General features: G+C 71.1%; 27 protein-coding genes. 8 read left to right on the top strand and 19 right to left on the bottom strand.

Going from position 1 to position 24,832, the window contains the following annotated elements; genetic code table 11:
- Window positions 1-101 precede the first annotated feature (101 nt).
- Window positions 102-1,409 (top strand): DUF3500 domain-containing protein, encoded by a 1,308-nt coding sequence (locus tag ACX80K_RS13625; RefSeq protein WP_459272429.1) that lies wholly within the window; start codon window positions 102-104, stop codon window positions 1,407-1,409.
- A 5-nt stretch (window positions 1,410-1,414) separates the two neighbouring features.
- On the opposite strand, the gene ACX80K_RS13620 is transcribed toward ACX80K_RS13625, so the two are convergent.
- Window positions 1,415-1,915: a MarR family winged helix-turn-helix transcriptional regulator gene (locus ACX80K_RS13620; protein WP_459272428.1), complete on the bottom strand. Its 501-nt coding sequence runs from the start codon at window positions 1,913-1,915 to the stop codon at window positions 1,415-1,417.
- A 121-nt stretch (window positions 1,916-2,036) separates the two neighbouring features.
- On the opposite strand from ACX80K_RS13620, the gene ACX80K_RS13615 reads away from it, so the two are divergent.
- On the top strand, window positions 2,037-2,441 hold the full coding sequence (locus ACX80K_RS13615) for a RidA family protein (RefSeq protein ID WP_459272427.1): 405 nt from the start codon (window positions 2,037-2,039) through the stop codon (window positions 2,439-2,441).
- Between the two features lie 303 nt (window positions 2,442-2,744).
- Here the strand turns inward: ACX80K_RS13615 and ACX80K_RS13610 are convergent, their stop codons facing one another.
- On the bottom strand, window positions 2,745-3,122 hold the full coding sequence (locus ACX80K_RS13610) for a DUF2256 domain-containing protein (RefSeq protein WP_459272426.1): 378 nt from the start codon (window positions 3,120-3,122) through the stop codon (window positions 2,745-2,747).
- On the bottom strand, window positions 3,119-3,967 hold the full coding sequence (locus ACX80K_RS13605; protein WP_459272425.1) for a DUF1206 domain-containing protein: 849 nt from the start codon (window positions 3,965-3,967) through the stop codon (window positions 3,119-3,121). Before ACX80K_RS13605 ends, ACX80K_RS13610 begins: the two co-directional genes overlap by 4 nt.
- Before the next feature lie 283 nt (window positions 3,968-4,250).
- Between ACX80K_RS13605 and ACX80K_RS13600 the strand changes: the two genes are divergently transcribed.
- Window positions 4,251-5,813, top strand: coding sequence for a GGDEF domain-containing protein (locus ACX80K_RS13600; protein ID WP_459272424.1), 1,563 nt, complete (start codon window positions 4,251-4,253; stop codon window positions 5,811-5,813).
- Window positions 5,814-5,904: 91 nt separating this feature from the next.
- On the opposite strand, the gene ACX80K_RS13595 is transcribed toward ACX80K_RS13600, so the two are convergent.
- Complete coding sequence (locus ACX80K_RS13595; protein WP_459272423.1) at window positions 5,905-6,669, bottom strand: MerR family transcriptional regulator; 765 nt, start codon at window positions 6,667-6,669, stop codon at window positions 5,905-5,907.
- Between the two features lie 152 nt (window positions 6,670-6,821).
- Window positions 6,822-7,085, bottom strand: a complete 264-nt coding sequence (locus ACX80K_RS13590) for a hypothetical protein (protein WP_459272422.1) — start codon at window positions 7,083-7,085, stop codon at window positions 6,822-6,824.
- A gap of 158 nt (window positions 7,086-7,243) precedes the next feature.
- On the opposite strand from ACX80K_RS13590, the gene ACX80K_RS13585 reads away from it, so the two are divergent.
- Complete coding sequence (locus ACX80K_RS13585; protein ID WP_459272421.1) at window positions 7,244-7,666, top strand: helix-turn-helix domain-containing protein; 423 nt, start codon at window positions 7,244-7,246, stop codon at window positions 7,664-7,666.
- 13 nt (window positions 7,667-7,679) lie between these two features.
- Here ACX80K_RS13585 and ACX80K_RS13580 read toward each other — a convergent pair whose 3' ends face one another.
- On the bottom strand, window positions 7,680-8,903 hold the full coding sequence (locus tag ACX80K_RS13580) for a PucR family transcriptional regulator (protein ID WP_459272420.1): 1,224 nt from the start codon (window positions 8,901-8,903) through the stop codon (window positions 7,680-7,682).
- Between the two features lie 266 nt (window positions 8,904-9,169).
- Between ACX80K_RS13580 and ald the strand changes: the two genes are divergently transcribed.
- Window positions 9,170-10,282: an alanine dehydrogenase gene (ald, locus tag ACX80K_RS13575; RefSeq protein ID WP_459272419.1), complete on the top strand. Its 1,113-nt coding sequence runs from the start codon at window positions 9,170-9,172 to the stop codon at window positions 10,280-10,282.
- Between the two features lie 29 nt (window positions 10,283-10,311).
- Here the strand turns inward: ald and ACX80K_RS13570 are convergent, their stop codons facing one another.
- The 3 genes from ACX80K_RS13570 to ACX80K_RS13560 all read right to left on the bottom strand — a co-directional run bounded on the left by ACX80K_RS13570 (window position 10,312) and on the right by ACX80K_RS13560 (window position 12,887).
- On the bottom strand, window positions 10,312-11,373 hold the full coding sequence (locus tag ACX80K_RS13570) for a Gfo/Idh/MocA family protein (RefSeq protein ID WP_459272418.1): 1,062 nt from the start codon (window positions 11,371-11,373) through the stop codon (window positions 10,312-10,314).
- Between the two features lie 4 nt (window positions 11,374-11,377).
- Complete coding sequence (locus ACX80K_RS13565; protein ID WP_459272417.1) at window positions 11,378-12,202, bottom strand: GAF and ANTAR domain-containing protein; 825 nt, start codon at window positions 12,200-12,202, stop codon at window positions 11,378-11,380.
- 76 nt (window positions 12,203-12,278) lie between these two features.
- Window positions 12,279-12,887: a TetR/AcrR family transcriptional regulator gene (locus ACX80K_RS13560; protein WP_459272416.1), complete on the bottom strand. Its 609-nt coding sequence runs from the start codon at window positions 12,885-12,887 to the stop codon at window positions 12,279-12,281.
- 108 nt (window positions 12,888-12,995) lie between these two features.
- Here ACX80K_RS13560 and ACX80K_RS13555 point away from each other — a divergent pair, with 108 nt between their 5' ends.
- Complete coding sequence (locus ACX80K_RS13555; RefSeq protein WP_459272415.1) at window positions 12,996-13,556, top strand: NAD(P)H-dependent oxidoreductase; 561 nt, start codon at window positions 12,996-12,998, stop codon at window positions 13,554-13,556.
- Between the two features lie 173 nt (window positions 13,557-13,729).
- On the opposite strand, the gene ACX80K_RS13550 is transcribed toward ACX80K_RS13555, so the two are convergent.
- The 3 genes from ACX80K_RS13550 to ACX80K_RS13540 all read right to left on the bottom strand — a co-directional run bounded on the left by ACX80K_RS13550 (window position 13,730) and on the right by ACX80K_RS13540 (window position 15,156).
- Window positions 13,730-13,921 carry a hypothetical protein gene (locus tag ACX80K_RS13550; RefSeq protein WP_459272414.1) on the bottom strand — a complete coding sequence of 64 codons (192 nt, stop codon included), beginning with the start codon at window positions 13,919-13,921 and terminating at the stop codon, window positions 13,730-13,732.
- A 59-nt stretch (window positions 13,922-13,980) separates the two neighbouring features.
- On the bottom strand, window positions 13,981-14,931 hold the full coding sequence (locus ACX80K_RS13545; RefSeq protein ID WP_459272413.1) for a lantibiotic dehydratase C-terminal domain-containing protein: 951 nt from the start codon (window positions 14,929-14,931) through the stop codon (window positions 13,981-13,983).
- An 84-nt stretch (window positions 14,932-15,015) separates the two neighbouring features.
- Window positions 15,016-15,156 carry a hypothetical protein gene (locus ACX80K_RS13540; protein WP_459272412.1) on the bottom strand — a complete coding sequence of 47 codons (141 nt, stop codon included), beginning with the start codon at window positions 15,154-15,156 and terminating at the stop codon, window positions 15,016-15,018.
- Between the two features lie 361 nt (window positions 15,157-15,517).
- Between ACX80K_RS13540 and ACX80K_RS13535 the strand changes: the two genes are divergently transcribed.
- The gene (locus ACX80K_RS13535) at window positions 15,518-16,486 is read left to right on the top strand and encodes a helix-turn-helix transcriptional regulator (protein WP_459272411.1); all 969 of its coding nucleotides are present in this window, start codon (window positions 15,518-15,520) and stop codon (window positions 16,484-16,486) included.
- Window positions 16,487-16,549: 63 nt separating this feature from the next.
- On the top strand, window positions 16,550-17,845 hold the full coding sequence (locus tag ACX80K_RS13530; protein WP_459272410.1) for an aminotransferase-like domain-containing protein: 1,296 nt from the start codon (window positions 16,550-16,552) through the stop codon (window positions 17,843-17,845).
- A gap of 21 nt (window positions 17,846-17,866) precedes the next feature.
- Here the strand turns inward: ACX80K_RS13530 and ACX80K_RS13525 are convergent, their stop codons facing one another.
- From ACX80K_RS13525 to ACX80K_RS13495, 7 genes are all read right to left on the bottom strand, one after another.
- The gene (locus tag ACX80K_RS13525; protein WP_459272409.1) at window positions 17,867-18,088 is read right to left on the bottom strand and encodes a hypothetical protein; all 222 of its coding nucleotides are present in this window, start codon (window positions 18,086-18,088) and stop codon (window positions 17,867-17,869) included.
- Between the two features lie 9 nt (window positions 18,089-18,097).
- On the bottom strand, window positions 18,098-19,750 hold the full coding sequence (locus tag ACX80K_RS13520; RefSeq protein ID WP_459272408.1) for a dihydrolipoamide acetyltransferase family protein: 1,653 nt from the start codon (window positions 19,748-19,750) through the stop codon (window positions 18,098-18,100).
- A gap of 9 nt (window positions 19,751-19,759) precedes the next feature.
- The gene (locus tag ACX80K_RS13515; RefSeq protein ID WP_459272407.1) at window positions 19,760-20,734 is read right to left on the bottom strand and encodes an alpha-ketoacid dehydrogenase subunit beta; all 975 of its coding nucleotides are present in this window, start codon (window positions 20,732-20,734) and stop codon (window positions 19,760-19,762) included.
- Window positions 20,734-21,945, bottom strand: coding sequence for a pyruvate dehydrogenase (acetyl-transferring) E1 component subunit alpha (gene pdhA / locus ACX80K_RS13510; protein WP_459272406.1), 1,212 nt, complete (start codon window positions 21,943-21,945; stop codon window positions 20,734-20,736). The genes ACX80K_RS13515 and pdhA overlap by 1 nt, the downstream gene beginning before the upstream one ends.
- Before the next feature lie 135 nt (window positions 21,946-22,080).
- The gene (locus ACX80K_RS13505) at window positions 22,081-23,241 is read right to left on the bottom strand and encodes a histidinol-phosphate transaminase (protein WP_459272405.1); all 1,161 of its coding nucleotides are present in this window, start codon (window positions 23,239-23,241) and stop codon (window positions 22,081-22,083) included.
- Window positions 23,238-24,521, bottom strand: a complete 1,284-nt coding sequence (locus tag ACX80K_RS13500; RefSeq protein ID WP_459272404.1) for a hypothetical protein — start codon at window positions 24,519-24,521, stop codon at window positions 23,238-23,240. Before ACX80K_RS13500 ends, ACX80K_RS13505 begins: the two co-directional genes overlap by 4 nt.
- Window positions 24,518-24,823 carry a hypothetical protein gene (locus ACX80K_RS13495; RefSeq protein ID WP_459272403.1) on the bottom strand — a complete coding sequence of 102 codons (306 nt, stop codon included), beginning with the start codon at window positions 24,821-24,823 and terminating at the stop codon, window positions 24,518-24,520. Before ACX80K_RS13495 ends, ACX80K_RS13500 begins: the two co-directional genes overlap by 4 nt.
- Between the last annotated feature and the right edge of the window lie 9 nt (window positions 24,824-24,832).

Genomic DNA, 24,832 nt, shown 5'->3' with positions numbered 1-24,832 from the left:
GCAGGAGTCGCGGCCGGGCATACCTCGCCATCGAGCCCGCTCACAGCGCGCTCACAGCCTGGACCGGAACTGTCGAAAGAATCGGCAGCTGTACTCGTTCCATGACTACTCACCCTTCTTCCACCCGTCGGTTCCGGGTGCGCTTCGCCTCGTCCATCGCCGCCCTCACGCTCGCGGGCTCGATGGCCGCGTGCAGCACGACGGCGGATCCGTCCGCCATGGGCACGGGCGCCACCTCATCAGCCACGGTCGAAGCCACGACCGATGCCACGACGTCGTCGAGCGCCACGGCGTCCGGGACCAGTACCGCCGACAGCACCTCGACGGACGCCTCGACGGACGGTGCGGGGACCACGGCCGGAACGATCACCGAGACGGCAGTAGCGGCGGACGCTTTCCTCGCGACGCTGACCGCGGAGCAGCAGGAGCAGGTGCTCTACTCCTACGACGACGCGACGAAGACCACGTCGTGGTCCAACTTCCCCGTGACGTTCGTCGAACGGGCGGGCCTGAACCTGACCGACCTCACCGAGGAGCAGCAGACCGCAGCATCGGCGGTCCTGGAGTCCCTGCTCAGCGACGAGGCCTACGCGGAAGTCACCGCCATCATGGACGGCGACCAGTACCTCCTCGAGAACAGCACGAGCACGGAGTCTTCCCTCGGCCAGTACTACATCGCGTTCTTCGGGGACCCCTCGGACACCGACGCATGGGAGGTCCAGTTCGGCGGCCACCACCTCGGCATCAACGCCACCCTCGACGGCAGCACGGACGGCACCGCGGACGCCATCACCTTCGCCCCCACCCACCTCGGCTCCCAGCCCGCCGTCTACACCGCCGCGGACGGTACCGAGGTCCAGCCCCTGGCAGGCATGTACGAGACCGCCTTCGCCTTCTACGACAGCCTCGATGCCGGACAGCAGGCCGCCCTCTACCAGGGGACGGAGGTCTCGAACCTCACCTGCGCACCGGGCGGCACCTGCGACTACCCGACCGGGACCGGGATCCTCGGATCAGACCTGACGGACGAGCAGAAGCAGCTGCTGCTCGACGTCATCGCGAACTGGATGGGCCTCGCGGACGAGGAGACCACCGCCGATGCCCTCGCGGAGATCGAGGCCACCCTCGACGAGACGTACATCAACTGGTCCGGCGCCACCGACTACGACATGACGCAGGGCGACGGCATCTACTTCCAGATCTCCGGACCCGGCGTCTACATCGAGTTCGCCAACCAGCAAGGGTCCGCCGGTGCCGACGTCACCGGTGTCGTCACCGGCGGCTGGGGACACATCCACACCATCTACCGCGACCCCACCGACGACTACGCCGGCAGCGCCGCCCAGGCAGAAGCCGCCGGCATGGGCGGTGGGATGGGAGCCCCCGGCGGGACACCACCGAACGGCTGAGCGACTCACGCGAGGTCTTCGGGGCGTGTGCGCAGTTTCCGGGCGATCACGGCGAGGGCCCTCTGGTCGTCCTCGTCCAGCGGGTCGAGGACGCACTGCCGCACCGACCGCACATGGGCCGGCGCAGCCGCCACGACGACGTCGAAGCCGGCGGGGGTCAGGCCCACGAGGGTGTAGCGCCCGTCCGACGGATCAGGGGAACGCCTCACCCAGCCTCGCTGTTCGAAGCGCTTCACCACGTTCGACAGGCGGGAGAGCGATCCGTTGGCGAGGTAGGCGAGCTCACTCATCCTGATCTCGTGATCGGGTGACTCGGAGATGTGGCTGAGGGTCAGGTAGTCGAAGAGCGTCAGGCCCGCTTCCTGCTGCAGCGGTGACTCCAACCGCCCCGGCATCAGAAGCACCAGTGACACCAGGCCGGTCCAGGCTTCCTTCTCGTCGGGCGACAGCCACTGGACGGGACCCGCAGCAGCGTCGGGAGGGAGCGGACCGGGGGAGGAAGCCATCACGTCATCCTATCGAGGTCCGAATGACTTCACGCGTGAAGTCAATCTGCTACGCTGACTTCACGCGTGAACTCACGGTCCGCCGGGGACCATGACGAGCCATCTCCCGACAAGGACCCCCATGCCCGTAACGCTGATCAACCCCGATGACCACGTCGCCGTCCCGCTGTACCACCACGTCGCCGTCGCGACGGGAAGCAGGCAGGTCCACATCGCGGGGCAGGTGGCCTGGGACCACGAAGGGCACCTCGTCGCGCCCGGAGACCTCACCGGCCAGGTGGTGCAGGTCTACCGCAACGTGGCGAAGGCACTCACCGCCGCGGGGGCGACCTTCGACGACGTCGTCCGCTTCACCTGGTATGCCGCCGGGTGGAAGAGGGACATGTACGACGCCTTCAACGCCGGAGTCGAGCAGGCCCGGACGGAGTTCCGCATCCCTACGGCACCGGCCGCACTCATCGGCGTCGAGATCCTCTTCGAGCCCGGCATCCTCGTGGAGGCCGAGGTCACGGCCGTCATCGCGTGAGGCGGCCCCGACCACCCAGGCCATCCCGCGGGAACCCCATGGCGGAGAGGCCGTGAGTACGCTCGTCGTCACGGCACACCCGGACCCTGATCCCCTCACCCACCACACGGCCCGGCGCCTCCGTGAACCGCTCGGGGAGCAAGCACCTGAGGTTGCCCACCTCGCCCAGGAGGGCTTCGACCCGCGCTTCACCCTCGAGGACCGTCAGCTGTATCGCGGGCATCCTTCCTGGCCGCGACGGGCCAGGTGGCCGACGCGATCCGGGACGGCGCATCGGGCCGGGCGGAGCGGATCGCGCCCCCCTCACCGGATCAGCCGTAGGGCCACCGGGCCCTTCGCCGTCGACGGATCGACGACGGCGCCGCGCTGCACCATCTCGGCCAGGCCACGGTTGACGAGCCGCCGGGCGGCACTGCGGGCTGGTTCACCGAGATCCGCGCCGTCGACGCCGAGGGCCGCCGCGGCGTCCGCCGGATCGACCGTCGCCCGGCGGGACGCTTCCTCCAGCCGTGCCAGGAGCCACTCCTCGAGCTCGGCGTCGATCGGCCTCACCTTCCGCGCCCGGCAGGAGTCGCTGCAGTAGACGATGGCGTCCCAGTTCCGTTCCCACTTCTTCCGCCACTCGATGCGGCGACCGCAGGAGCGGCACGCCTTCGGCTCGCGCCGCGCCGGGCCGCTCACATGCGGCCGAACATGGCGCGGAGAACGGCGAAGATCCCGTAGCAGATGAGACCCACGGCGATGATCGTCAGGACGTACACGCCCAGCGGGTGGTGCTGGAGGGCCTTCAGGCTGCCGTCCAGTCCGGTGGATTCCTGCGGGTTGCGATGCAGGCCCGCGAGGACGAACAGGCCGCCGACGAGGAGCAGCGCCAGTCCCTTGGCGACGTGCCCGACGACCCCGAACACCTCGATCACGCGCCCCCTCGCTGTGTCCTCGAACGTCCGGAGTTCCGGCCGGAACCCGCGGCGGAGTCCCTTGACGACGAAGTGCAGGCCGATGCCGAGGACGACCGCCGCGGTGACGAACACGAGGAGGACGCCGACGCCCGTTCCCAGGAGGGTCCGCGTGAAATCCACGGTCGACTCGGAGGAATCGGGTCCGTCCCCGAGGGCGAAACGCGCGAAGGTCCCTGCCATGGATCCGTAGATGACGGCGAGCGCGCCGGACGAGATGTGCTTGCCGATGCGCTTGCCGGTGAGCAGGTGCCGTGCACGCAGGGTCGCCTCGCTCAGCTGCCACAGGGCCAGGCCGGCACAGCCCAACGCGCAGATCCACAGGACGGGGCCGAGGTGCCCTTCGGCCACTTCCTCCAGGGCCCCGGTCGGCTCGGCCTCGCCGTTCCCACCGAAGGCGAGCCGCAGCGCGATGAACCCGATGAGGACGTGCACCACGGCGAGCGCCGCGAAGCCGAGACGCGCGGTGACATCCAGTGCGCGGGTGTCGGTCGCCTGCTCGACGGCATCAGCGGCCCGTCCGGCCAATCCCTGCTCCGCGCTGCTGTCCGTGCTGCTGTCCGTGCTCACCCGTTCTCCCGGCGTCGTGCGGAGCCCTCGCGCAGGCAAGGGCTCCCTGGTGGTTCCTCCAGCATAGGAGCAGAGGCGGTGCCCCTGATCCGTGCCGGGAGTGCCGCGCGGTACCGAACCGTTGCCGTTCCGGTGCGAACGTGACGTCCGAAAGCCTTGAGGCGGAGGTCCCGACACGGCAGACTGGACTCGCCAGTCCCACCCGGCACGTCAGCGCACACCATGGTCTCACCATTCCTCCAAGGTCGGTTCTACAGCGCTGCCTCGACGACCAGGAGCACCCATGACCAACGACGACGTCGTGATCGAAGGCGGTTCGCTGCGCCTCGCCCAGGAACGGGACCTCATCACCCTCCTGGAGGCGGTGGAGATCAGCACCGACCTCCCCCGCGCCGCGGCCGAGGCCACCGAGATCCGCATCGTCGCCGAAGACCTCGGCCGGCTCGACGTCGCGTTCTGGGCGGAAGTGACGGGGCTCGACGCGCTGGCCCGCACCGAGGGTGCCCCCGGCGCACGGGCCCGCGGCCAGGAGATCCTCGACTGGGCGCGGGATCAGGGCGATGGGCGGCTGGCCAGCCGCTGCCACGCCCTGATCGCCATGATGGACCTCCTCGCGGGCCACTCCGGATCCGGGGCCGAGCAGGCCACGATCGCCGTCTCGCTGCTGGACGGCGCCGAGCTGCCGCGCCTCCGGGCGAAGCTCCTGACGCGCCAGGCCCTCGGCCTCCTGGGCGCGGGCCTCCTGCAGCACGGCTTCGACGTGTCCCGCCAGGCGCTCACGCTGGCCGACCAGCTGGCCGATCACGAGCTCCTCGCCCAGCTGGCCTCCAATGCCTTCCATGCCGCGCTGGACGAGGCCATGCCCGACGAGGCGCGCTTCTGGATGCGGCGGCTCGAAGCCGCGATCGTCGCGTCCCCCGACCTGGAGCCCGAGCTGGGGGACGTCCTCGCCCGCGGCCACCTCGCCGACAACCGTCCCTGGGACGCGCTCGACGTGCTGGAGAGGTCCGGGGAGTGCGATGCCGCGAACTCGCAGCCCGAGACGCGGGCCATCCGGATGCTGCTCCTCGCGACGGCGCACCACGGAGTCGGTGATCTGGCCGCAGCGCGCGCCGCGCTCGACAGTGCGGACCGCATCACCGCGCGTCATGCGCTCGAGGAGGTCGCCTCCCTGATCCTCGAGGAGCGCGCTGCCGTCGCGGCGTCCGGCGCCGACTTCCGCCTCGCCTACGAACTCCACCGGCAGTTCCACCAGGCGGCGCGGGCGCGATGGATCGAGGCCCGCCGATCGCAGGTGGACCACCTCTTCGCGGAGCAGAACGTCACCGAGGCACTCGCCCGGGCCGAGCAGGCGGAAGCCGCCGTCGCGGTCGACCCGCTGACCAAGGTGCGCAACCGGCGCTGGGTGGAGGACTCACTGCCGGACGTCGTCCGTGCCTGGCAGACCGACGGCCCCTTCTCCGGCTCGCTGGCCATCCTCGATCTCGACCACTTCAAGCAGGTGAACGACCGCTTCGGGCACCCCGCGGGCGACGACGTCCTGGTCGCCGTCGCCTCCTGCCTGCAGGGGTGCTCCGGGGTGCGGCACGTGGCCCGCATCGGCGGGGAGGAATTCCTTATGGTCCTGCAGCGCGACGCCGACCAGGAGCGGGTGGCGGAATGCGTGCTGTCCGCGATCCGGGAGCTCCGGTGGCCGCACATCCATGACGGACTGCGCCTCACCGCGAGCGTCGGCTTCGCGGTCTGCGAGCCGGGCACGACGGCGGCCGCCCTCCTCCGCGAAGCCGACCGACACCTCTACCAGGCGAAGCATGCAGGCCGGGACCGCGCAGTCGGTTCCTGGTAGTACACGTCCGCCCCCGCTCCACGGGCCGCCGACCGTCGACGCAGCCGCTCCGCGGTGACGCCGGTGCGGTGACGTCGCCCTCCACGGCCGTTCACCCGTGGCGCGTCAGCCATTCGCCGAGCGCGGCCCGCACGAGTTCGGCGCCGTGCGGGCCGCCGTAGTTCGCTGCGAAGCGCGGATCACCGACGTACATCTCCCCCAGCCCGCGGAGGTACTCGGTGGACGGGGAACCGTCGGGGCTCCGCGGCGTCCCCGGGATCCCTGCGAGCCAGGCGACATGGCGCCCGGCGAGTCCCAGCGCCTCCTCGTTCGCCGGGGCGATGTTCCTCGACGCGGCGTCGGTCCACCGCGCGTTGAGGTCCGCGACCTCCTCGCCGAACGCGTCCTGCTCCTCCCGCGTCCTGCTGCGCCACCAGGCATCCCCGTCGGCGTAGGCCTCGCGGCCCCACCGTTCCTCCACTTCCTCCCGATAGCGCGTGTGGTCGAATCCGTCGAACATGTCCTGCGGCATGGGTTCTTCTCCTCGTTCGAGGGCCTCCACCGTGGTGAGGACCGCTGTGATCTGCCGGTCGAGCCGTTCCTGCTCGCGGCGGAGGGAGTCGAGGTGCACCCGCAGGGCCGACGCGGGCGCCTCTGCCCGCGTGTCGTCCAGGACCTCGCCGATGGCGGACAACGGCATGCCCAGCGACCTCAGCAGCAGGATGCGCTGGAGACGCACGAGCGCATCCGGGTCGTAGTAGCGGTATCCGTTGGTACCCACGCGCGACGGTGGAAGCAGGCCGATGTCGCCGTAATGGCGCAGCGTCCGGCTCGTGGTGCCGGCCAGTCGGGCGACCATGCTGATCGGGTGGTCCACTCGTCCCTCCTCGTGCCGGCGATGGCGTCGGCACTGTCCCACTCTAGAAATTGACGCAGCGTCAAGGTCAAGAGGCGGAGGCTCGTTTCATGAGCGCGCGGTCACCCGAGCGTGGCGTCGGCCACGCAGGGGGAGCAGGAGGGCGCTGACGGTCAGCTGTACCAGAACCACTGCGGCGGACGCCAGGACGGCGGGACCGCGTGGGCGTTGAAGGTGCCGCATTCGGAACAGCTGTAGCTCGTGCTGGCGGGGAGGAGGTCGGTCGAGTGGTCGGCCTGGCGTGCGGGCACGAACTCCTCGAAGATCAGGTAGTCGTCGGTGCGGCAGGTGGGGCAGAAAGGGGATTCACCCTTCTCGCCGAGCGTGGAGGGGAAGTCGCCCAGACGCAGGCTCCGCCCGTGATCAAGTGTTGTCATGGGATTCACCGTTTCCGTCTCGCAACCGACGCTGGTTGCAAGTAGTAAGGGTATTTATACGCACACAGTAGACCCGCAGTACTCATAGCGGAAGGGCAGGTTCCGCAGGGATCCCCGCACGGCTACTGGCCGAGTACTCCGACTGGCACAATGGCCCCATGACGGCCAGGGCTCCACGATCCGCAGCTGCGCTCCCACCCGAGCAGGGGGCGCTCCTCAGGCGCGCACTCACCGACAGCCGGGACGTGACGGTCTTCGTGGACGGGACCGCGTACCGGCTCCCGGACGAGGCACAGGCAGCCGTCGTCGACCTCCTCGCCCGCCTGTCCGACGGCGACTCCGTCCAGGTCACCTCCGTGGCCGAACTGCTGACCACCTCACAGGCGGCCGAGCTCGCCGGGATCTCGCACAGCTACCTCCGCAAGCTGACGGACGCCGGCACCCTTCCGGTGGAGTACCGCGGGTCCCATCGGCGCCTCCGGAGGTCCGACGTCGAGGAGTGGCTCCGCAGCCAGCTGCGCCGCAGGGACGCGCCGTCCGGCCCCGTAACCGGCGACGTCCCCGAGGTCGACGCGCGCTGAAGCGCCCGCGTCCCTACCCGAGCTCGAACCGCGGCCGGGACCGCCACCGGCGCGCCTTGAGGGCGAGATGCAGCTCCAGCCGCACCATCCCTGCGAGCGGATCCGCGCCGATCACCGACCGGATCCTCGACAGCCGGTTGTAGACGCTGCTGCGGTGCAGGTGGAGTTGGGCCGCGACGTCCTGCACGGAGCCGTTCTTGTCGTACAGCAGTTCCAGGACCGGCAGCAGCTCGTCCACGCGGTCCGCCTCGCTCAGTTCCGCGAAGTGGATGCTGCCGTGCGCCGGCGCCTGCCAGCCCACCGTCCCGAGGAACTGGTACACGCCGATGTCGGCGTAGGAGGCCACATCGCCGAGCTGCGGATCGACCGCCGCGGCCTGGACGGCGTGCCGGGCCTGGTGGAAGGCCTCGGCGAGATCCCGGGGGTCGGCCGCGGGTTCGCTCAGGCCGAGCAGCATGCGGCCGGCAGGTCGGCCCGCCCGCTTGGCAGTCCCCGCCCCGTACCTCTCGAGGACCTGCTGCAGCGCGGCCCGGCCGACACCCGAGGCGCACAGGAGCACCGAGAAGCCGGAGGCGCCGGCGCTGAACAGCACGGGGGCGACGCCGACCGTCGCCTGGAGCGCGAGCGTGCGCTGCAGGAGTGCTGCCTCGTGCGGATCGCCGCCCTCGTCGGGCGCGGGCAGGGGCTCGTGCACCACCGCGAGGCGCCAGGGTCCGTCCCCGCCGAGCTCGCGCCAGCCGCGCAGTTCCTCCACCGCGGCCGCGGCTCCCCGGCAGGCGGCGAGGAAGGTGGCCTCCCGCTGCGTCCGGCGCTCGGAGGAGGCCGTGTCCGTCTCGAGGAGGAGCTCGGCGAGGCGGTCGATCAGCGGCCGGACCGTGGGCAGCGCGGCCAGGATGCCCGAGGCCGGATCCTCGCTCGACTGCTGCTGCACCCAGAGGTACCCCACCCGGAAACCCCGGACGAGCAGGGGCACGCAGACCCGCGCGAGCATCCCGAGATCCTCGTTCGCGGGCACGGCGACCGCGCGGACCGCCTGTGCGATGCCGTGCCGGAGCTGCCATTCACTGACGTCCGCCGGAACCCTCTTGCTCAGGAGGAAGTTCACCCGGACGCGGTCCGCCGTGGCCTGGTGGCTGCTGTAGGCGAGGAGCACGCCGTCCGGGTCCTCGAGGGAGAGTCCGCGTCCCAGCGACCGCGCGATCGACTCGACGACGTCGTCGATGGCCTGGTTCTGCACCCTTCCACCCTAGGCGGAGGACGTGCGAGGGACGACAATTGCCGCTCTGGAACTCGACATCTGTCGATGGCAGTATGCCTTCACGCCTGCTAGTGGTCCAGCTCACAGCCGGGGACGGACCCGCCACGGCGCGCATCCGCGTCCGGAGCCGCCGCTGTCGACGGCGCCGGCTCCGGTGCTCCAGCGAGAACCGGACCGGAGCGCCGCGGGGCGTGTCCTTATTCTGGAAGCACCCCCGTCCGCCCGATCGCAGCCTGGAGAACCCCATGATCATCGGCGTCCCCAAAGAAGTGAAGAACAACGAGTTCCGCGTGGCCATCACCGCCTCCGGCGTCCACGAGTTCCGTGCCCACGGGCACACCGTCCTCGTGGAACGCGGCGCGGGCGTGGGCTCGAGCATCACGGACGCCGAGTACGGGGCTGCGGGCGCGGAGCTGGTCGACGCCGCCGACGACGTGTGGGCACGCGCGGACATGGTCCTGAAGGTCAAGGAGCCGGTCGCCGCCGAGTACCACCGGTTCCGCAAGGGGCTCATCCTCTTCACCTACCTGCACCTCGCCGCAGAACCCGAGCTGACGCGGGCACTCCTCGACGCGGGCGTCACCGCCATCGCCTACGAGACCGTGCAGGACGGGCGTGCCCTGCCCCTGCTCGCACCGATGTCCGAGGTGGCCGGCCGGCTCTCCGTCCAGGTGGGCGCGCAGGTCATGACCGCTCCCGCCGGGGGCCCGGGCCTACTGCTCGGCGGTGTCGCAGGGGTCCGACCCGCCAAGGTCGCGGTGCTCGGCGCGGGCGTCGCGGGCACCAATGCTACGGCGATGGCCGTCGGCACCGGCGCCGAGGTGACCATCCTCGACATCGATATCGCCCGGCTGCGCGAGCTCGACGCGCTGTACGCCGGCCGCGTGAAGACGGTCGCCTCCAACTCCCTCGAGATCGAGAAGTCGGTGCTGGAGGCCGACCTCGTCATCGGGTCCGTCCTCATCCCCGGTGCCCGTGCTCCCAAGCTCGTCACCAACGCCCTCGTCGCCCGGATGAAGCCCGGCAGCGTCCTCGTCGACATCGCCGTGGACCAGGGCGGGTGCTTCGAGGACTCCCGCGTCACCACCCACGAGGACCCCACGTTCACCGTGCACGGCTCGCTCTTCTACTGCGTGGGCAACATGCCCGGCGCCGTCCCCCACACGTCGACCTACGCCCTCACCAACGTGACCCTCCGCTACGCCGTGGCGCTCGCGGACCGGGGCGTCCGGGGCGCCTTCGCCGCCGACCCTGCGCTCGCCCGCGGGCTCAATGTCGCCGCCGGCGAGGTGGCGCACCACTCCGTATCGCAGGCGCACGGCCTCGAGCTCGCTGCGGACTGGGCGGCGCTCGTCTAGTCCCCGGCCCCGCCCACCGGGATGGCGCCCTACCGGGCTCCCTTCCGGGCCGGGAAGGACGCATGGACCTGCTCGATGAGGCGCGCGACGGCGAGCGCGTCCTCCGCCCGCACCGGCGGAGGACCGTCGTCCCTGATCGCGGCGGTGACGCCGGCGTAGAAGGACGCATAGCTGCCGCGCCGGATCGCCAGCGGCTCGGTCCGGCCGGGATGCCCGAGCAGCCCCCGGGCGTCGCCGTCGCCCGGACCGGTGCCGGCCGGACCGCCCGGGAGGATCCCGGCGGCCAGCTGCTCCTCCTGCGGATCGGTGCCGGTGATCGTCGCGCCGGCCGTCGAGCCCGTGACGGAGAAGCGGGGCCGCGCCAGGGGGACGAGCGTCCCCGCGTGGAGATGGCTCCTGACGCCGCCCTCGTGGTCCAGGACGAGGAACATCGAGTCCTCCGCGGCGGCGCCGTCGCGATCCGCCCGCAACTCGGCGAACACCGGGACCGCCGGGCCGAAGAGCACCAGCGCCTGGTCGATGAGGTGCGGACCGAGGTCGTAGAGGACGCCCCCGCCGCCGTCCGCCGCCGCGTCCCGCTTCCACGGCTTCGTGATGGACGCCTTCCAGGATTCCATGGCGGACTCGAAGGTCCGTACGTCGCCCAGGGCGCCCGACGCCACCAGCGCCTGCACCGTCAGGAAGTCGCCGTCCCAGCGCCGGTTGGAGAACGGGAGGAGCAGCCGGCGTGCCGCCCGTGCCGCCTCGACCAGGCGCTCACCGTCCGCCGCACGCACCACGAAGGGCTTGTCGACGACGACGTGCAGTCCCCGGCCGATTGCTGCGGCGGCCAGCGCGGCGTGCGTGGCCGGCGGCGTGGAGATCACCGCGAGCTCCACGCCCGGCACCGCCTGCAGCGCCTCCTCCAGCGTCGCCACGACGACGGCGGCCGGGTAGGCCGCGCGGGCCTCCGCCTGGCGGGCGGGGCTGCGGGTGACGACTGCAGCGAGGTCGAGGCCTGGATCCTGGGCGATGAGCGGGGCGTGGAAGACGCGGCCGCCATGGCCGAAACCGATCAGTACCGTCCCGACGGCGCGAGGTGTCGACCCCATGCCGTCAGGAGGGGTCGAAGTGGGCGCGCGGGACGGAGCCGTTGAATCCGGCCACCATCCCGGCGGCGAGCTCGCGGACCTTCACGTTGCGTGTGTTGGACGCCCGGCGCAGCTTGTCGAAGGCCTCCTTCTGCGAGCTGCGGTCCTGGCCCATGATGATCCCCACGGCGAGGTCTATCTCGGTCCGCGTCTGCAGCACGGAATGGAGGTCCTCCGCCGTCGCGGCGTGCTGGGCCACGCGCACGGAGAGCTTGAGCGCCTGCGAGGCCTGCCGGGAGAACGCGCGGGCCACGCGCCGGTAGCCGTCGCTGAACACCGAGGCATCCTCGGCGTACAGGTTGAGGGCGGCGCGCGCCGAGCCTTCGAGGTCCAGCGGCAGGCAGAACATGGCACCGACCCCACGGCCGGCGATGTGCTCCATGAACCCGCGCCAGCGGTCCTCGGAGCGGACGTCGGCGATGAACACCTCCTCGTGCACGCGCAGCGCGTGCAGGCACGGGCCGTCGTCGTGCTCGTACTGCACCTCGTCCATCGACCGGGCCTTCGCATCGCTGCTGCCGACGGTCGCCTGTTCGTGGGGTGAGCGCTGCAGGGTGATGCCGCAGTAGGTGTCGCCGTCGGTGCCGAGGGTCTCCGCGGCGAACTCGGCGAGCTCCTGGAGGAAGGCCTGCACGTCGGGGTGGTCGACCAGGAGGTCCTGGAGGCGTGCTGCGGCTTCCGCGGGCGGAAGGGCGCGCACCTCCTGCGCGACGACGTGCAGGCGCGGCGCCGGCAGGGAGACGCCGGCCGTCCCGAGGGCGCCGGACATCTCGTCGGGAATCTCTTCCATGCGGATATCAGCCTCACGTCGACACCGCGCGGGGATGCCGGTGTTTTTTGCCAGTGTACAAGCCTCGCCCGGGGCGCTAGGCGTGGTTCTCCGCCGTCGCGAGGGCCACGACCAGCACGCGCCAGGACGCAGCGAGGCGCGCGTCGGACATGCCCCGGTGCTCCTGGAGGTGGAGCAGGAGCCCGGCGTTCAGGAACGCCGCCAGCTGGTAGGAGGCGAGCTCGGGATCCTGCACGTCCAGTTCACGCAGCAGCATGCCCAGGTGCAGCCGGACGAGCTGCTGCGTGGGGTGCTCGGGGTCAGGTCCGCCCCGCTGCTCCGCGGCACGCAGGATCTGCCCGTCGAGGAGCATTCTTCCGATGCTCGCCTCCCCGAACGCGATGAGCCGCTCGAGCGGAGCCGCCCCCGGCCCGAGCGGGGGCGGACCGGCCATGAACGCCTGCTGGAAGGACCGCCCGGCCTCGTCGGCGAGGGCGTGCAGCAGGCCTGCACGGCTGCCGAACCGGCGGAAGACGGTCCCCTTGCCGACCCCTGCACGACGCGCGACGGCGTCCGTGGTCAGCTTGTCCGGCCCGCACGAGGCGACGATCTCGGCCGCGGCATCGAGCAGGAGGCGCCGGTTGCGTGCCGCGTCGGTGCGCTCTCCGTCGTCGCCCGTGACCCGGAGCAATCCCTCGCTCTGCATGCCGCAACTATAGTCGCGGAATAAAACGGACCGTGGTCCGCTTAGGGAATGCAGACGCGGTCGCCGCGTTCCCTGTCAGCCTGATCCGTACGAACCCCGGGAGCACACATGTCCACCACGATCCTCACCCTCGTCGGCAGCCTGCGGGAGGGCTCCATCAACCGACAGCTCGCCGAAGCCGCCGCGGAGCACGCACCGGACGCCGTCGACGTCGTCACCTTCGACGCGCTGAGCGACATCCCGTTCTACAACGAGGACATCGACAACGACACGGACCGGCCGAAGGCCGCAGACGACCTCCGGGCCGCCGCCGCCGAGGCGGACGCCGTGCTCCTCGTCTCGCCCGAGTACAACGGCACCATGCCCGCCGTGCTCAAGAACGCCATCGACTGGCTGTCCCGCCCCTACGGCGCCGGTGCCATCTCGAGCAAGCCCGCCGCCGTCATCGGCTCCGCCTTCGGGCAGTACGGCGGGGTCTGGGCGCACGACGAGGCCCGCCGGGCGCTCGGCGTCGCCGGTGCCTCGGTGGTCGACGATGCGAAGCTGTCCATCGGTGGTTCGATCACGCGCTTCGCCGAGGTGCACCCGAAGGACGACGCCGAGGTGGCAGGCGCTGTCACCGGCGTGCTGTCCGCCCTCGCGGGAGCGGTGGTACCCGTCGCCGCCTGATACCCCAGGGCCGTCCGGCCCGAGGACACGGCACGACCTGAACAGCACGACGCCGGCGCCTTCCGCGCCGGCGTCGTGCTGTTCGTGCCTGCCCGTCGTCCCGCGTCCGGTCCGACGAGGACGCACCAGGGCTGCCGGCGGAAGCCCGCCGGGGCTCGTCGGTTCCCGGGCCGTCAGCGCCAGAGACTGTCCGCCCACACGGCGTCCCGCAGGTAGTCCCGCGCCGGTCCGATCTCCCAGAGCTGGCCCTGCGATTCCAGCACGCCGTCGTTCTGCATGGACTCGATGTCCTCCGACGAGCAGCCGAGGGCCTCAGAGAGGTCCGTGTCGTCGACGGCCAGCACGATCGTGTTCCTTGCGTTCATGATGCGGTCCTTCGCTCGGTGGGTGGGGCGAGCCGGCTACAAGGGATCCGGGGCACTCCTCATGAGGTGGGCCTGGGGTTCCAGGACCGCGCGTACAGGCCCAGGGCCGCCTCCTCGCGGGCGACGAACCCGAGGCGGTTGAGGGCCATGTGCGCCTGGTACACCGTGAGGTGCTGCGCGCTGCGGCTGACGCGGACCTTGTCCGCGCGGTACAGGTAGGTGTCGAGGGCGCGGTACCAGCGTCGTCGCCAGTTCTGCACCGCGGATTCCGAGGCGGTGGCCGCCATCAGGGCGTGGAACCCGGTCGCCTTGGACGCGACCTGCGCCGTCATCGCCTCGCGGACGCCCGGGGCGCGCGGGCCGACGTCGGCCGTGCACGTGCGCAGGTGGCTGTCCCAGTAGAAGTCCCAGGAGAGACGGCGGCGGTCCGGCCAACCCGCGGACCGGGGGCCGCGCATCATGCTCTGCGCCGCATCGAACAGCACCAGGGCTCCCAGTGCCGAGCGGCTCTGCATGCGGGGGAAGCGCTGATTGGCCCAGACGGCGAGTTCTGAGCTGAGTTCGAAGACCTCTTCGGCGAGGTGGAGGCCCTCCACACCGCCGTACTTCACGAGGTTGGCCTCGAGCTGTGGATCGGCCGGCTCCTGGCCTCCCGAGTAGTAGGTGTTGCCGGCCGGAGCGGTGATCTGCTGGCGCACCGCGAGCAGGGGCAGGGCGCGCGCGCTGCGCGTCCGGAGCACCCGGGAGAAGGCCTGGAGCCGGTCGAGGACGCGGGGATGGGCGTGGATGCTGAGCCGGATCTCACTGACGACCCCTGTCGACGGGTTCTCGCACCGGCTGAAGTACCACCGTTTGGCGCCGAGCGCCTGGGCCTGCGCCACCAGCGGGGTGACCAGCTCTTCGATGATGCCGTCCGCGACATCGAAGCCACCCGTCGAGAGGGAGAGGTGCCACCATCGAGTGCTGACGACCGTTCGTGAGGCGGTTCGAACGGCGGTCACCTGGCTCATGGCTCTCTCCTTCAGGGTCTGTGATCACCCCCGCTGGGGCGGGCTCTGGGTGGGGTTCCCGGGCTCTGATCCGGGGACCCCGCTTTACTTCGGCCAGTCCCAGCTTCCTGCCGTGAGCTGGCCCTTGGGCCAGTCCCAGCTTCCTGCACTGATCGACTGTCCTGCCGGCACGACGGCTCCCACCACGATCAACAGGCCTGCAGTCGCGCCGAGTATCTTCTTCATGGCGATCCTTCCTAGTCCGTCTCTCGGGGGTGCCGGGCCACCGTGCCCCGTGTCCCTGCGGGATACCCTGTCCGGGGGCTTCCCTGCGGGCCGGCTCACTCAGAATGTCCGGCCCGGCAGGTGGTGTCCAGCCGTACGGGTGGCCGTTTGTGGACATGGCGCGAACAGGACTCGGACACGCCGCCCGCCCGGCTGATACGCTGCTTCGCAGTCGGGAAATCCGCGGAATCGCGGGCCTGGACGGCGCCTTCGGTCTCACGAGATTGCCACCCACGCTGATCTGTCATTAACTGGACATGTCATGTTTTTCGCCTCGTGAAGATGCCGCTACCGCACCGGTGGCCCCGGACAAGGACTGCTCATGCTGGATGCGACGTCGCTCGAGGTGTACCGGTACGCCGTCGGGCACCCCGGCTGGACGCGCAATGAGGCGTCGGAAGCCCTCGGCCTGACCCTGCGCCGCATCGAGGCGGCCATCGGCGAGCTCGCCGACCGCCGGCTGCTCAGCCCGGAGGCGGGACGGGCCGACGGCCTCGTCGCGGTCTCCCCCGACGTCGCCCTCGCCGACCTCGTCGACGCGGACGAACGCTCCCTGCAGGACCTCAAGGCACGCATCAGCAGCCAGCGGCGCGAACTCTCCAGCCTCCTTCCGACCTTCCTCGAGGCGCGCAAGAACGTCCTCGCCAGCACCTCCGTGGAGACCCTCGAGGACCCCCACCTCATCCACCGGGTGCTCATCGACTACGGGCGCGACGTCACGGAGAAGGTGTACATCGCGCAGCCCGGACAGGGCTCGACGGCCGACGTGCACGAGGAGAGCATCCGCAAGGACCTCGAACTGCTGGAGAACGGCGTACGACGCCGGACGCTGTACGACACGAGCCTGCGCGACCACGTGCCGACCCGCAGGGCCGTGGAGGCGATCGCGGCCGGCGGAGGCGAGTTCGGCGTGCTGCCGTTCATCCCCCTGCGCATCCTCATCTTCGACGAGAAGCTGGCGCTCGTGGGGCGGCAGCTGACGCGCGACGACAAGGCAGCCCTCGTCATCAGGGACTCCAGCCTGATCAACATCTTTACCCTCCTGTTCGACGTCGCCTGGGAGATCAGCGAGTCCTTCCTCGCCCCCGAGCGGGTCGAGTCCCCGCTCAGCAGCCTGCAGCGCGCCATCATCCAGGGGCTCGCCAACGGCCTCTCCGACGAGTCGATCGCCCGACGCCTGGACATCAACGTGCGCACCTGCCGGCGGCACATCGCCTGGATGCTGGACACGCTGCGGGCGGAGAGCCGCTTCCAGGCCGCACTCAAGGCGCGCGAGGCGGGCTGGGTCTAGGCTCCGGCGCACTGGAGGGCAACACCTGTTGCCTGACGGTGAACCCCCGCCTAGACTCTGGGCGTGACGTCCTCCAGCGAAGCCCCCGCCGACCTCCTGCCCGCCGAGACCGAAGCAGCCCTCGAGCGGGCGGTCGACTCCGCCGCCCGCCACGACCGGCTCTTCTCGTCGCGTGCCGCCAACATCAAGCAGTCCGCGGTACGGGATGTCTTCGACATCTCGATCCGCCCGGGGCTGGTGTCCCTCGCCGGCGGCAGCCCCTACCTGAAGTCCCTCCCGCTCGAGGACCTCGGCCGCACCGCGCAGAAGATCATCGCCGAGCATGGCCTCGAGGCGCTGCAGTACGGCGGGGGCCAGGGCATGGAGGAGCTCCGCAGGCTCGTCTGCGACGTCATGGCGGCCGAGGGCATCACCGGCGCCGTCCCCGAGGACGTCGTGATCACCACGGGCTCCCAGTCGGCGCAGGACGTCGCCGCCAAGGTGTTCTGCGACCCGGGTGACGTGATCCTCTGCGAGGATCCCACCTACGTGGGCGCGCTCAACACGTTCGAGGCCTACCAGGTCGACGTCGTGACCATCCCCATGGACGACGCCGGGCTGATCCCGGACGAGCTGGAACGCACCATCGCCGAGCTCGAGGCGCAGGGCCGCGCCATCAAGCTGCTCTACACGATCCCCAGCTTCAACAACCCCAGCGGCATCACGATGGCGGCCGACCGACGCCAGCGCGTCGTCGACATCTGCCGTGCACACAACATCCTCGTCCTCGAGGACAATCCCTACGGGATGCTGCGCTTCGACGGTGAACCGCTGAAGCCGATGCGCGCGGACAACCCCGACGACGTCATCTACCTCGGCTCCTTCTCGAAGATCTTCGCCCCGGGCGTACGGCTCGGCTGGGCGCTCGTCCCCCGCCACCTCTACCGCAGGTTCTACCTCGCCTGTGAGGCCGTGGTGCTCTGCCCGTCGCCGCTCACGCAGATGCTCGTGACCGCGTACCTCACGGACTACGACTGGCGCGGCCACCTGCACTCCATGCGCGACCTCTACCGGGAGCGCTGCGACGCCATGCTCGGGGCCCTGGCCGAGGAACTACCCGACGGCGTGCACTGGACCACCCCCGACGGCGGGTTCTTCGTCTGGGTGACCCTCCCGGAGGGCATCGACACCTACCCGCTGCTCTACACGGCGATCGACGCCGGCGTCGTCTTCATCCCCGGCGCCGCGTTCACGCCGTCCGACGAGCCGTCCAACAAGCTCCGCCTGGCCTTCAGCGCGGTCTCGCCCGAGGACATCGTCGAGGGCGTGCGGCGGCTCGCGCCGATCCTCCGGACCGCGATCGAGGAGAACCGCGCCTGAGCAGCGCCGCTCGCCGTACCGTCAGCGCGGCGGGCGCCTCTGCTGGCGTAAGGTCACCGCGATGGAGATGAGCGCCGCGACAATCAGGAGGATCGACAGCCGCGCGAGGGTGCCCAGCCCCGGGAAGGCCGCCTGCAGGACGATCGACGCGACGAACCCGATCAGCACCACGAGCAGCAGCCTGCTCACCGGGTAGCGCGGACGCGGCCTGCGGGGGCCGTCGCCGGGAAGGGGCTGGTTCATGAGCCCACCCTAGTCGAGCAGCAGCGCGGGCTCCTCGAGGATCGACGCGACATCCGCCATGAAGCGCGCGCTCAGGTCGCCGTCGACCACGCGGTGGTCGAAGGAGCCTCCGAGCGTCGTGATCCAGCGCGGGATGACCTCGCCGTCGAGCACCCAGGGCTTCTGCTTGATGGTGCCGAACGCCACGATCGCGACCTCGCCCGGGTTGATGATCGGCGTCCCGGTGTCGATGCCGAGGGCTCCGATGTTGGTGATGGTCAGCGTGCCGCCCTGCATCTGGGCGGGCTGCGTCTTCCCGGCCCGCGCCGTCGTCGCGAGATCGTTCAGCGCCAGCGCGAGTTCCTTCAGGGAGAGGTCCTGGGCATCCTTGATGTTCGGGACCATGAGTCCGCGCGGCGTCGCCGCGGCGATGCCGAGGTTCATGAAGTGCTTGACGAGGATCTCGTCGTCCGCCCAGGTCGCATTGACCGACGGGTTGCGGGCCGCGGCCCAGATGACCGCCTTCGCCAGGATCAGCAGGGGTGAGACCCTGATGCCCTCGAAGTCGCGGGACGCCTTCAGCCGTTTGACGAACTCCATGGTCCGGGAGGCGTCGACGTCCACGAAGATGCTGACGTGCGGGGCCGTGAACGCGCTCTGCACCATCGCCCTGGCCGTCGCCTTCCGCACACCCTTCACGGGGATGCGCTCGATGCGGCCGCCGCCGAGGAGCTTCCTGTCCGCCCAGAACGAATCGGCGCCGTCCTGCTCGGCGTCCCGCTGGGACTGGTAGCTGATGAGGTCCTGCTTGGTGACCTCCCCCGCGGACCCGGTGGCGGGGACGTCGGCCAGGTTGATGCCGAGGTCCCGCGCCGCCTTGCGGACCGGCGGCTTGGCGAGCACGCGGTTGATGAGCTGGTTCAGCGGATTCACCCGGGCGGGCTGCTCCTCGCCTGCCGGGGCCGGGGGCCGTCCTGCGCCGGCCGAGGCGCTGGTCGCCGTGCCGGTCCCCGTATCGGTCGGCGCATTGGTCGGCGCACCGGCCGCCGTGCTGGTCGACGCGTTGGACGAGGCGTTGGCCGGGGCCTGCGGCTTGCGGGGGCGGCGCTTCACGGCGTCGGCCTTCGGTCCCGTGCCGACGAGCGGGCCGGGCGCGGCCTCGGGTGCGGCGGCACCGGGCGCGGCGGCCGCAGTCCCCGCACGACCGCCGGTCCGGGGGCTCGCGTACTCCCCCGGCATCTCGGGCACGGGCAACGGAGCGTCGTCGGCCGCGCCACCGGCACCCTGCAGCGCGGCGCCCGCAGCAACCTGCTGGTGGTCGGTCCGCGCCTCGACATCGGCCTCGACGACCCGGACGTCGTCGCTGGCGCCATCGTGGGCTGTCGCGTCCGGCGAGGCTGCGGTACCCGCGCCGCCGCTGTGCCCCGCACCCGGGGTGGGGGTGGAGTCCTCGACGGAGATGATCGGGGTGCCGACCTCGATGGTCTCGCCCTCGGCGACGAGCAGCTCTGCGACGGTGCCAGCGTAGGGCGAGGACAGCTCGACGAGCGATTTCGCGGTCTCGATCTCACAGATGACGTCGTTGACGGACACCGGAGCCCCGGGAGCCACCTTCCACTGCACGATCTCCGCCTCGGTGAGGCCCTCGCCGACGTCGGGCAGGTTGAACGTATTGAGCGTCATGGCGGTCCTTCAGTACGCGAAGGCACGGTCGAGTGCCTCGAGGATGCGGTCGATGTCCGGCAGGTACTGCTCCTCCACACGCGCCACGGGGTAGGGCATGTGGAATCCGCCCACGCGGATGACGGGCGCCTCGAGGGAGAGGAACGCGCGCTCGGAGACGCGCGCGGCGATCTCCCCGCCGATGCCGCCGAACGTCGGCGCCTCGTGGGCGACGATCAGCCGGCCCGTGCGGGTCACCGACTCGGTGACGGTGTCGAAGTCGATCGGTGAGATGGAGCGGAGGTCGATCACCTCGACGCTGCGCCCGTCCTCCTCCGCGGCGGCAGCGGCGGCGAGCGCCACGGGCACCAGCGGGCCGTACGCGACGATCGTCGCGTCCGTCCCGGATCGCAGGACGGAGGCGGAGAACGGATCCGCGGCCGGCGCCGACGTGTCCACCTCACCCTTCAGCCAGTAGCGGCGCTTGGGTTCGAAGACGATGACGGGGTCCTCGCAGGTGACCGCCTGCTGGATCATCCAGTAGGCGTCCTGCGCGTTGGACGGGGTGATGATCCGCAGCCCGGCGGTGTGGGCGAAGAGCGCCTCCGGCGACTCCGAGTGGTGCTCGACGCTGCCGATCCCGCCTCCGTAGGGGATGCGGATGACCACGGGCGCGCTCAGCATGCCGTCGCTGCGCGTCCGCAGCTTCGCGAGCTGCGTGGTGATCTGGTTGAAGCCGGGGAAGACGAAGCCGTCGAACTGGATCTCGCAGATGGGGCGGTAGCCGCGGAGGGCGAGCCCGATCGCCGTACCGATGATGCCCGATTCCGCGAGCGGCGAATCGACGACCCGCAGGGCGCCGAAGTCCTTCTTCAGGCCGTCCGTCACGCGGTAGACGCCGCCGAGCTCGCCGATGTCCTCGCCCATGAGCAGGGTCTTCGGGTCGTTCTCGAGCGACGCACGCAGTCCTTCGTTGATCGCCTTCGCGATGGTCATCGTCGCCATCAGGCGTGCTTCCCTTCATCGGCGAACCCGGCCTGGTACTGCTCGAAGAACCGGAGTTCCTCCTGGACCAGGGGATGCGGTTCCGCGTAGACCGCGGCGAAGCGGCTGGCGAGGTCCGGCGCCGTCATGGACAGCACCGACCGGCGGAGTTCGGTGGCCATGGTGGCGGCCTCGGCACCGAGGTCGTCGAAGAAGGCGTCCCCGGCGAGGCCCGCCGAGCGGAGGTAGGTCTCGAGCCGGACCAGCGGGTCGCGAGGCTGCCACTCCTGCTCGTCGCGGGACAGCCGGTACTTGCTGGGGTCGTCGGCCGTGGTGTGGGCGCTCATCCGGTACGTGTAGGCCTCGATCAGCACCGGCCCCTTGCCGGAGCGCGCATGCTCGAGAGCCCAGCGCGTGACGGCCTCGACCGCCACGACGTCGTTGCCGTCCACCCGGACGCCGGGGAAGCCGTAGCCGTCGGCCCGCTGGGCGAGGGGCACCTTCGTCTGGACGCTCGAGGGCACGGAGATGGCCCACTGGTTGTTCTGGCAGAAGAACACCACGGGCGCGTCGAAGGACGCCGCGAAGACCATGGACTCGTGGATGTCCCCCTCCGAGCTCGCGCCGTCGCCGAAGTACGCGATGGAGGCGGCCGGGGGAAGGGAGGGATCGGCGAGCTGGTCCCGCTGCAGGCCCATGGCGTAACCGACGGCATGCAGGGACTGCGCCGCCAGCACCAGCGTGTACAGGTGGAAGTTCCGCTCGCGGGGGTCCCAGCCGCCGTTCGTCACGCCCCTGAACAGGCGGAGGATCTCGGAGAGCTCGACGCCGCGCGTCAGGGCCACACCGTGCTCCCGGTAGGTGGGGAAGGCGTAGTCCTGCGGCGCGAGGGCGCGGCCGGAGCCGATCTGCGCCGCCTCCTGGCCCGTGAGCGGGACCCACAGCGCCAGCTGGCCCTGCCGCTGCAGGGCGGTGGACTCCTGGTCGAAGCGGCGGATCGTGAACATGTCCCGGTACAGGGAGCGCAGGTGGTCGGCGTCCGCGGCGAGGTAGGGCGAGAAGTCGACGGTGTCCCCGGCGATACGGGCGCTGAGGCCGCGGGCCATGGTGCCGTCGGGGGCGAGGACCTGCAGCGTCTCCACGCCGTGGTCCCCGTCGGGGTACGGGGGGTGCGTGGCGCGCACGACTTCCTCGACCTCGAACTCCGCTGCCGGCAATCGGCTGCTGTTCATTCCCGCTCCTCACCCGAGGCAATACATTCCGTGATAGGAATGTGTACCGTAAGTCATACACCGGAGAACATATGTTCCGGCGGCATCCTGACCAAGACTAGTCAGCGCCCGCTCGTGGGCCTATTTAAGACGCTGTCACCCCTCGACGGGGCGGTGGCTGTACTCTCCGCACAGCTGCAGGAAGCGGGTGTTGGCCGCTTCCTCCCCGATGGAGACCCGCACCCCCTCGGCGCCGAACGCACGGACCGACAGGGCCCGCTCCGCAGCCTTCGCCGCGAAGTCCTGGGTGTGGTCGCCGAGCGACAGCCACACGAAGTTCCCCTCGGCCTCGGGGATGGTCCAGCCCAGTTCGCGGAGGCCTGCGACCACCCTGGTCCGTTCGTCCACGATGGACTGGACCCGGGCCTCGACCTCGTCGATGTGTCGGAGTGACGTCACGGCGGCGTGCTCGGCCACCTGCGACACGGCGAACGGGACCGCGCTGACCCGCAGGTGTTCGGTGAGGCCCTGCTGGGCCACCGAGTACCCCACCCTGAGGCCCGCGAGACCGTGTGCCTTCGAGAAGGTGCGGAGGACGATGACGTTCGCGTACTTCCGGTAGAGCTCGATGCCGTCGACGGCGTCGGCGTGCCGGACGAACTCCTGGTAGGCCTCGTCGATCACCACGACGACGTGCCGCGGCACCTTCGCGAGGAAGCCGACCACCTCGTCCCGCGTGAGGATCGGCCCCGTCGGGTTGTTGGGCGTGCAGAGCAGGACCACGCGCGTGCGGTCGGTGACGGCGCGCGCCATGGCCTCGAGGTCGTGCGTGCCGTCCGCCCGGACGGGGACCTGCACGCCCGTGGCGCCGGCGAGGCCCACGCTGATGGGGTAGGCCTCGAAGGAACGCCACGCGTAGACCACCTCGTCGGGTGCGTCGAAATCGTTCTGCCCGGCGAAGGTGGCGAGGATCTGGTTGAGCGCACCGAGGCTGCCGGCCCCGGTCACGATGTCGGTGGGAGGCACCCCCAGGTACGTCGCCAGTTCGGTCCGCAGGGCCGTCGTCAGGGGGTCCGGGTAGCGGTTGATCGAGGTCTCGGCCGCGATCGCCTCGAGCACCGCGGGAAGGGGCGGCAGCGGATTCTCGTTCGAGGAGAGCTTGAAGCTCTCCAGCCCCTCCACGACGACGGGGGGCTTGCCTGCCGCGTAGCGCGGGAGCCTGCCGAGCACGTTCCGCGGCTGGACGCCCGGTCCGCTGCGGGTGTCCGCGGGCGCGGGCTCGGAGGGCGTTGCCGGAAGGTCATCGATCGACGTCATGGGTTCAGCCTAGACCCGCGGTCCCCGGGCCCGCGCGGGCGCTGCGGGGCGGCGGCCCGCGGCGGGTCGGGACGCCTAGTGGCCGTGAAGGAGTAGCGGCGGACCGTCCCCGTGGCCGCCGCCGTCGCGAGCAGGGCGGCCGCCGGGGCCAGGGACGGGGCGTCGCTCGCGTCCACGAGCCGTGCCCCGGCCGCGTAGTTCGCCAGCGTGTGGGCGGGCCCGAGGCCCGGCTGCTCCACCGATCCGCCGTCCCGGCCGGGGTCCGGGACGGGGTTGTCGAGCCCGACGGTGGTCCGGTGGCGGCCGTCCTCGTTGGGCAGTGCGTCGAGCCGCGGCACGGCGTCGTCGCGGTGTTCGAGATGGAGGTACTCGCTCGTCCCGGACGCGTGGATCCCCGTGGGGGCGCCGACGGTCAGGACCAGCTGCACGTCGTACCGGCTCCCCAGCCCGTCCGGGCCGGCGAGGTTGACGGCATGGAGACCGCCCTGGCTGTAGCCGGCGATCAGGAGTGCATCCCCCTCCTCCGCCCCCGCCTGCTCGAGGGCGTCGAGGACGGCTGCACCGGTGAAGCGGCTGTCCACCCCGACAGCCTCGGCGATCCCGCCCGCGTCGAACGGATTGCTTCCTCCGCCGCGCAGCCGCCCCGCCTGCGTGCCCGGGAGGACGACGACGTAGACCGGGTCGGTGCTGGTCCCTGCCCGGAGCACCTCGAAGGTCCCCGGGTCCTCGGCCTCGACGGCGGCCAGGCGGTCGACGACTCCCGTGACCGTGCCGTCGAAGGCGACGTCCGCGCCGGCATCCCCGGCGCGGAGCCCGATCGGGCCCACTTCCAACGCCCCGCTGTCGATGGCCCCGCGGGCGAGGGCCCGTGCGGTCGCCGCGTTCCTCGTCCGGGCCGCCTCGGTCACTGCGACCGCGACGCCGTCTGCAAGCCGGTAGGCCAGCAGGCTCGCCCGCAGTCCTTCCCCGGTGGAGGACAGGGTGCGCCCGTTGTCGAGCGCGGAGGCCCAGGCCGCATCGAGGTGCGCGAGGGCCGCCTGGTAGGACGGACCGGCCACGCCTCCGGGCGGCTGCAGGTGGAGGATCCGCCAGGGCAGGTCGGCCAGGTCACGGTCGAGGTAGGTGAGCGCGACGGCCACGTCCCCGGCGTCGGTCGCGAGGAGCGCGAGGACCCGCGCGGCCTCCTCCAGCTCCTCCCACTGGAACCGTATGCCGCCCACGCCCCCGCGGAGGGTCAACGGGCCATCGTCGCCCTGCACCGGTCCGAGGCCGTCCGTCATCCCGCCTCCTGTGCCTGCAGGAGCTCGGCCTCGCGGAGGAGCCCTCCGTAGACGCCCAGCTCGCCCGCCGCCGAGTCCAGGAGGTCGATGGTCCTGGACAGCTCGGTGCAGCGCTCGGCGAGATACGCCCTGAAGGCCGCACCGGCGGGCGACTCCCAGGCCAGCAGGGACACCGACAGCGCATGGTGCCGGATGCCCTCGAGCTGCCCCGCGTGCCACCGCAGCGCTGCCGCCATCGCCTCGACCTGGCCGCTGGCGGTAGCTCCGGGCCCACAGGCTGCAGCGCCTGCTCCGCTGTCCATCGGCTCCCC

It is taken from the genome of Arthrobacter sorbitolis (genome assembly GCF_054510995.1).
The sequence above is the reverse complement of the archived record's forward strand: the minus strand, read 5'-3'. Positions and strand labels throughout refer to the sequence as shown.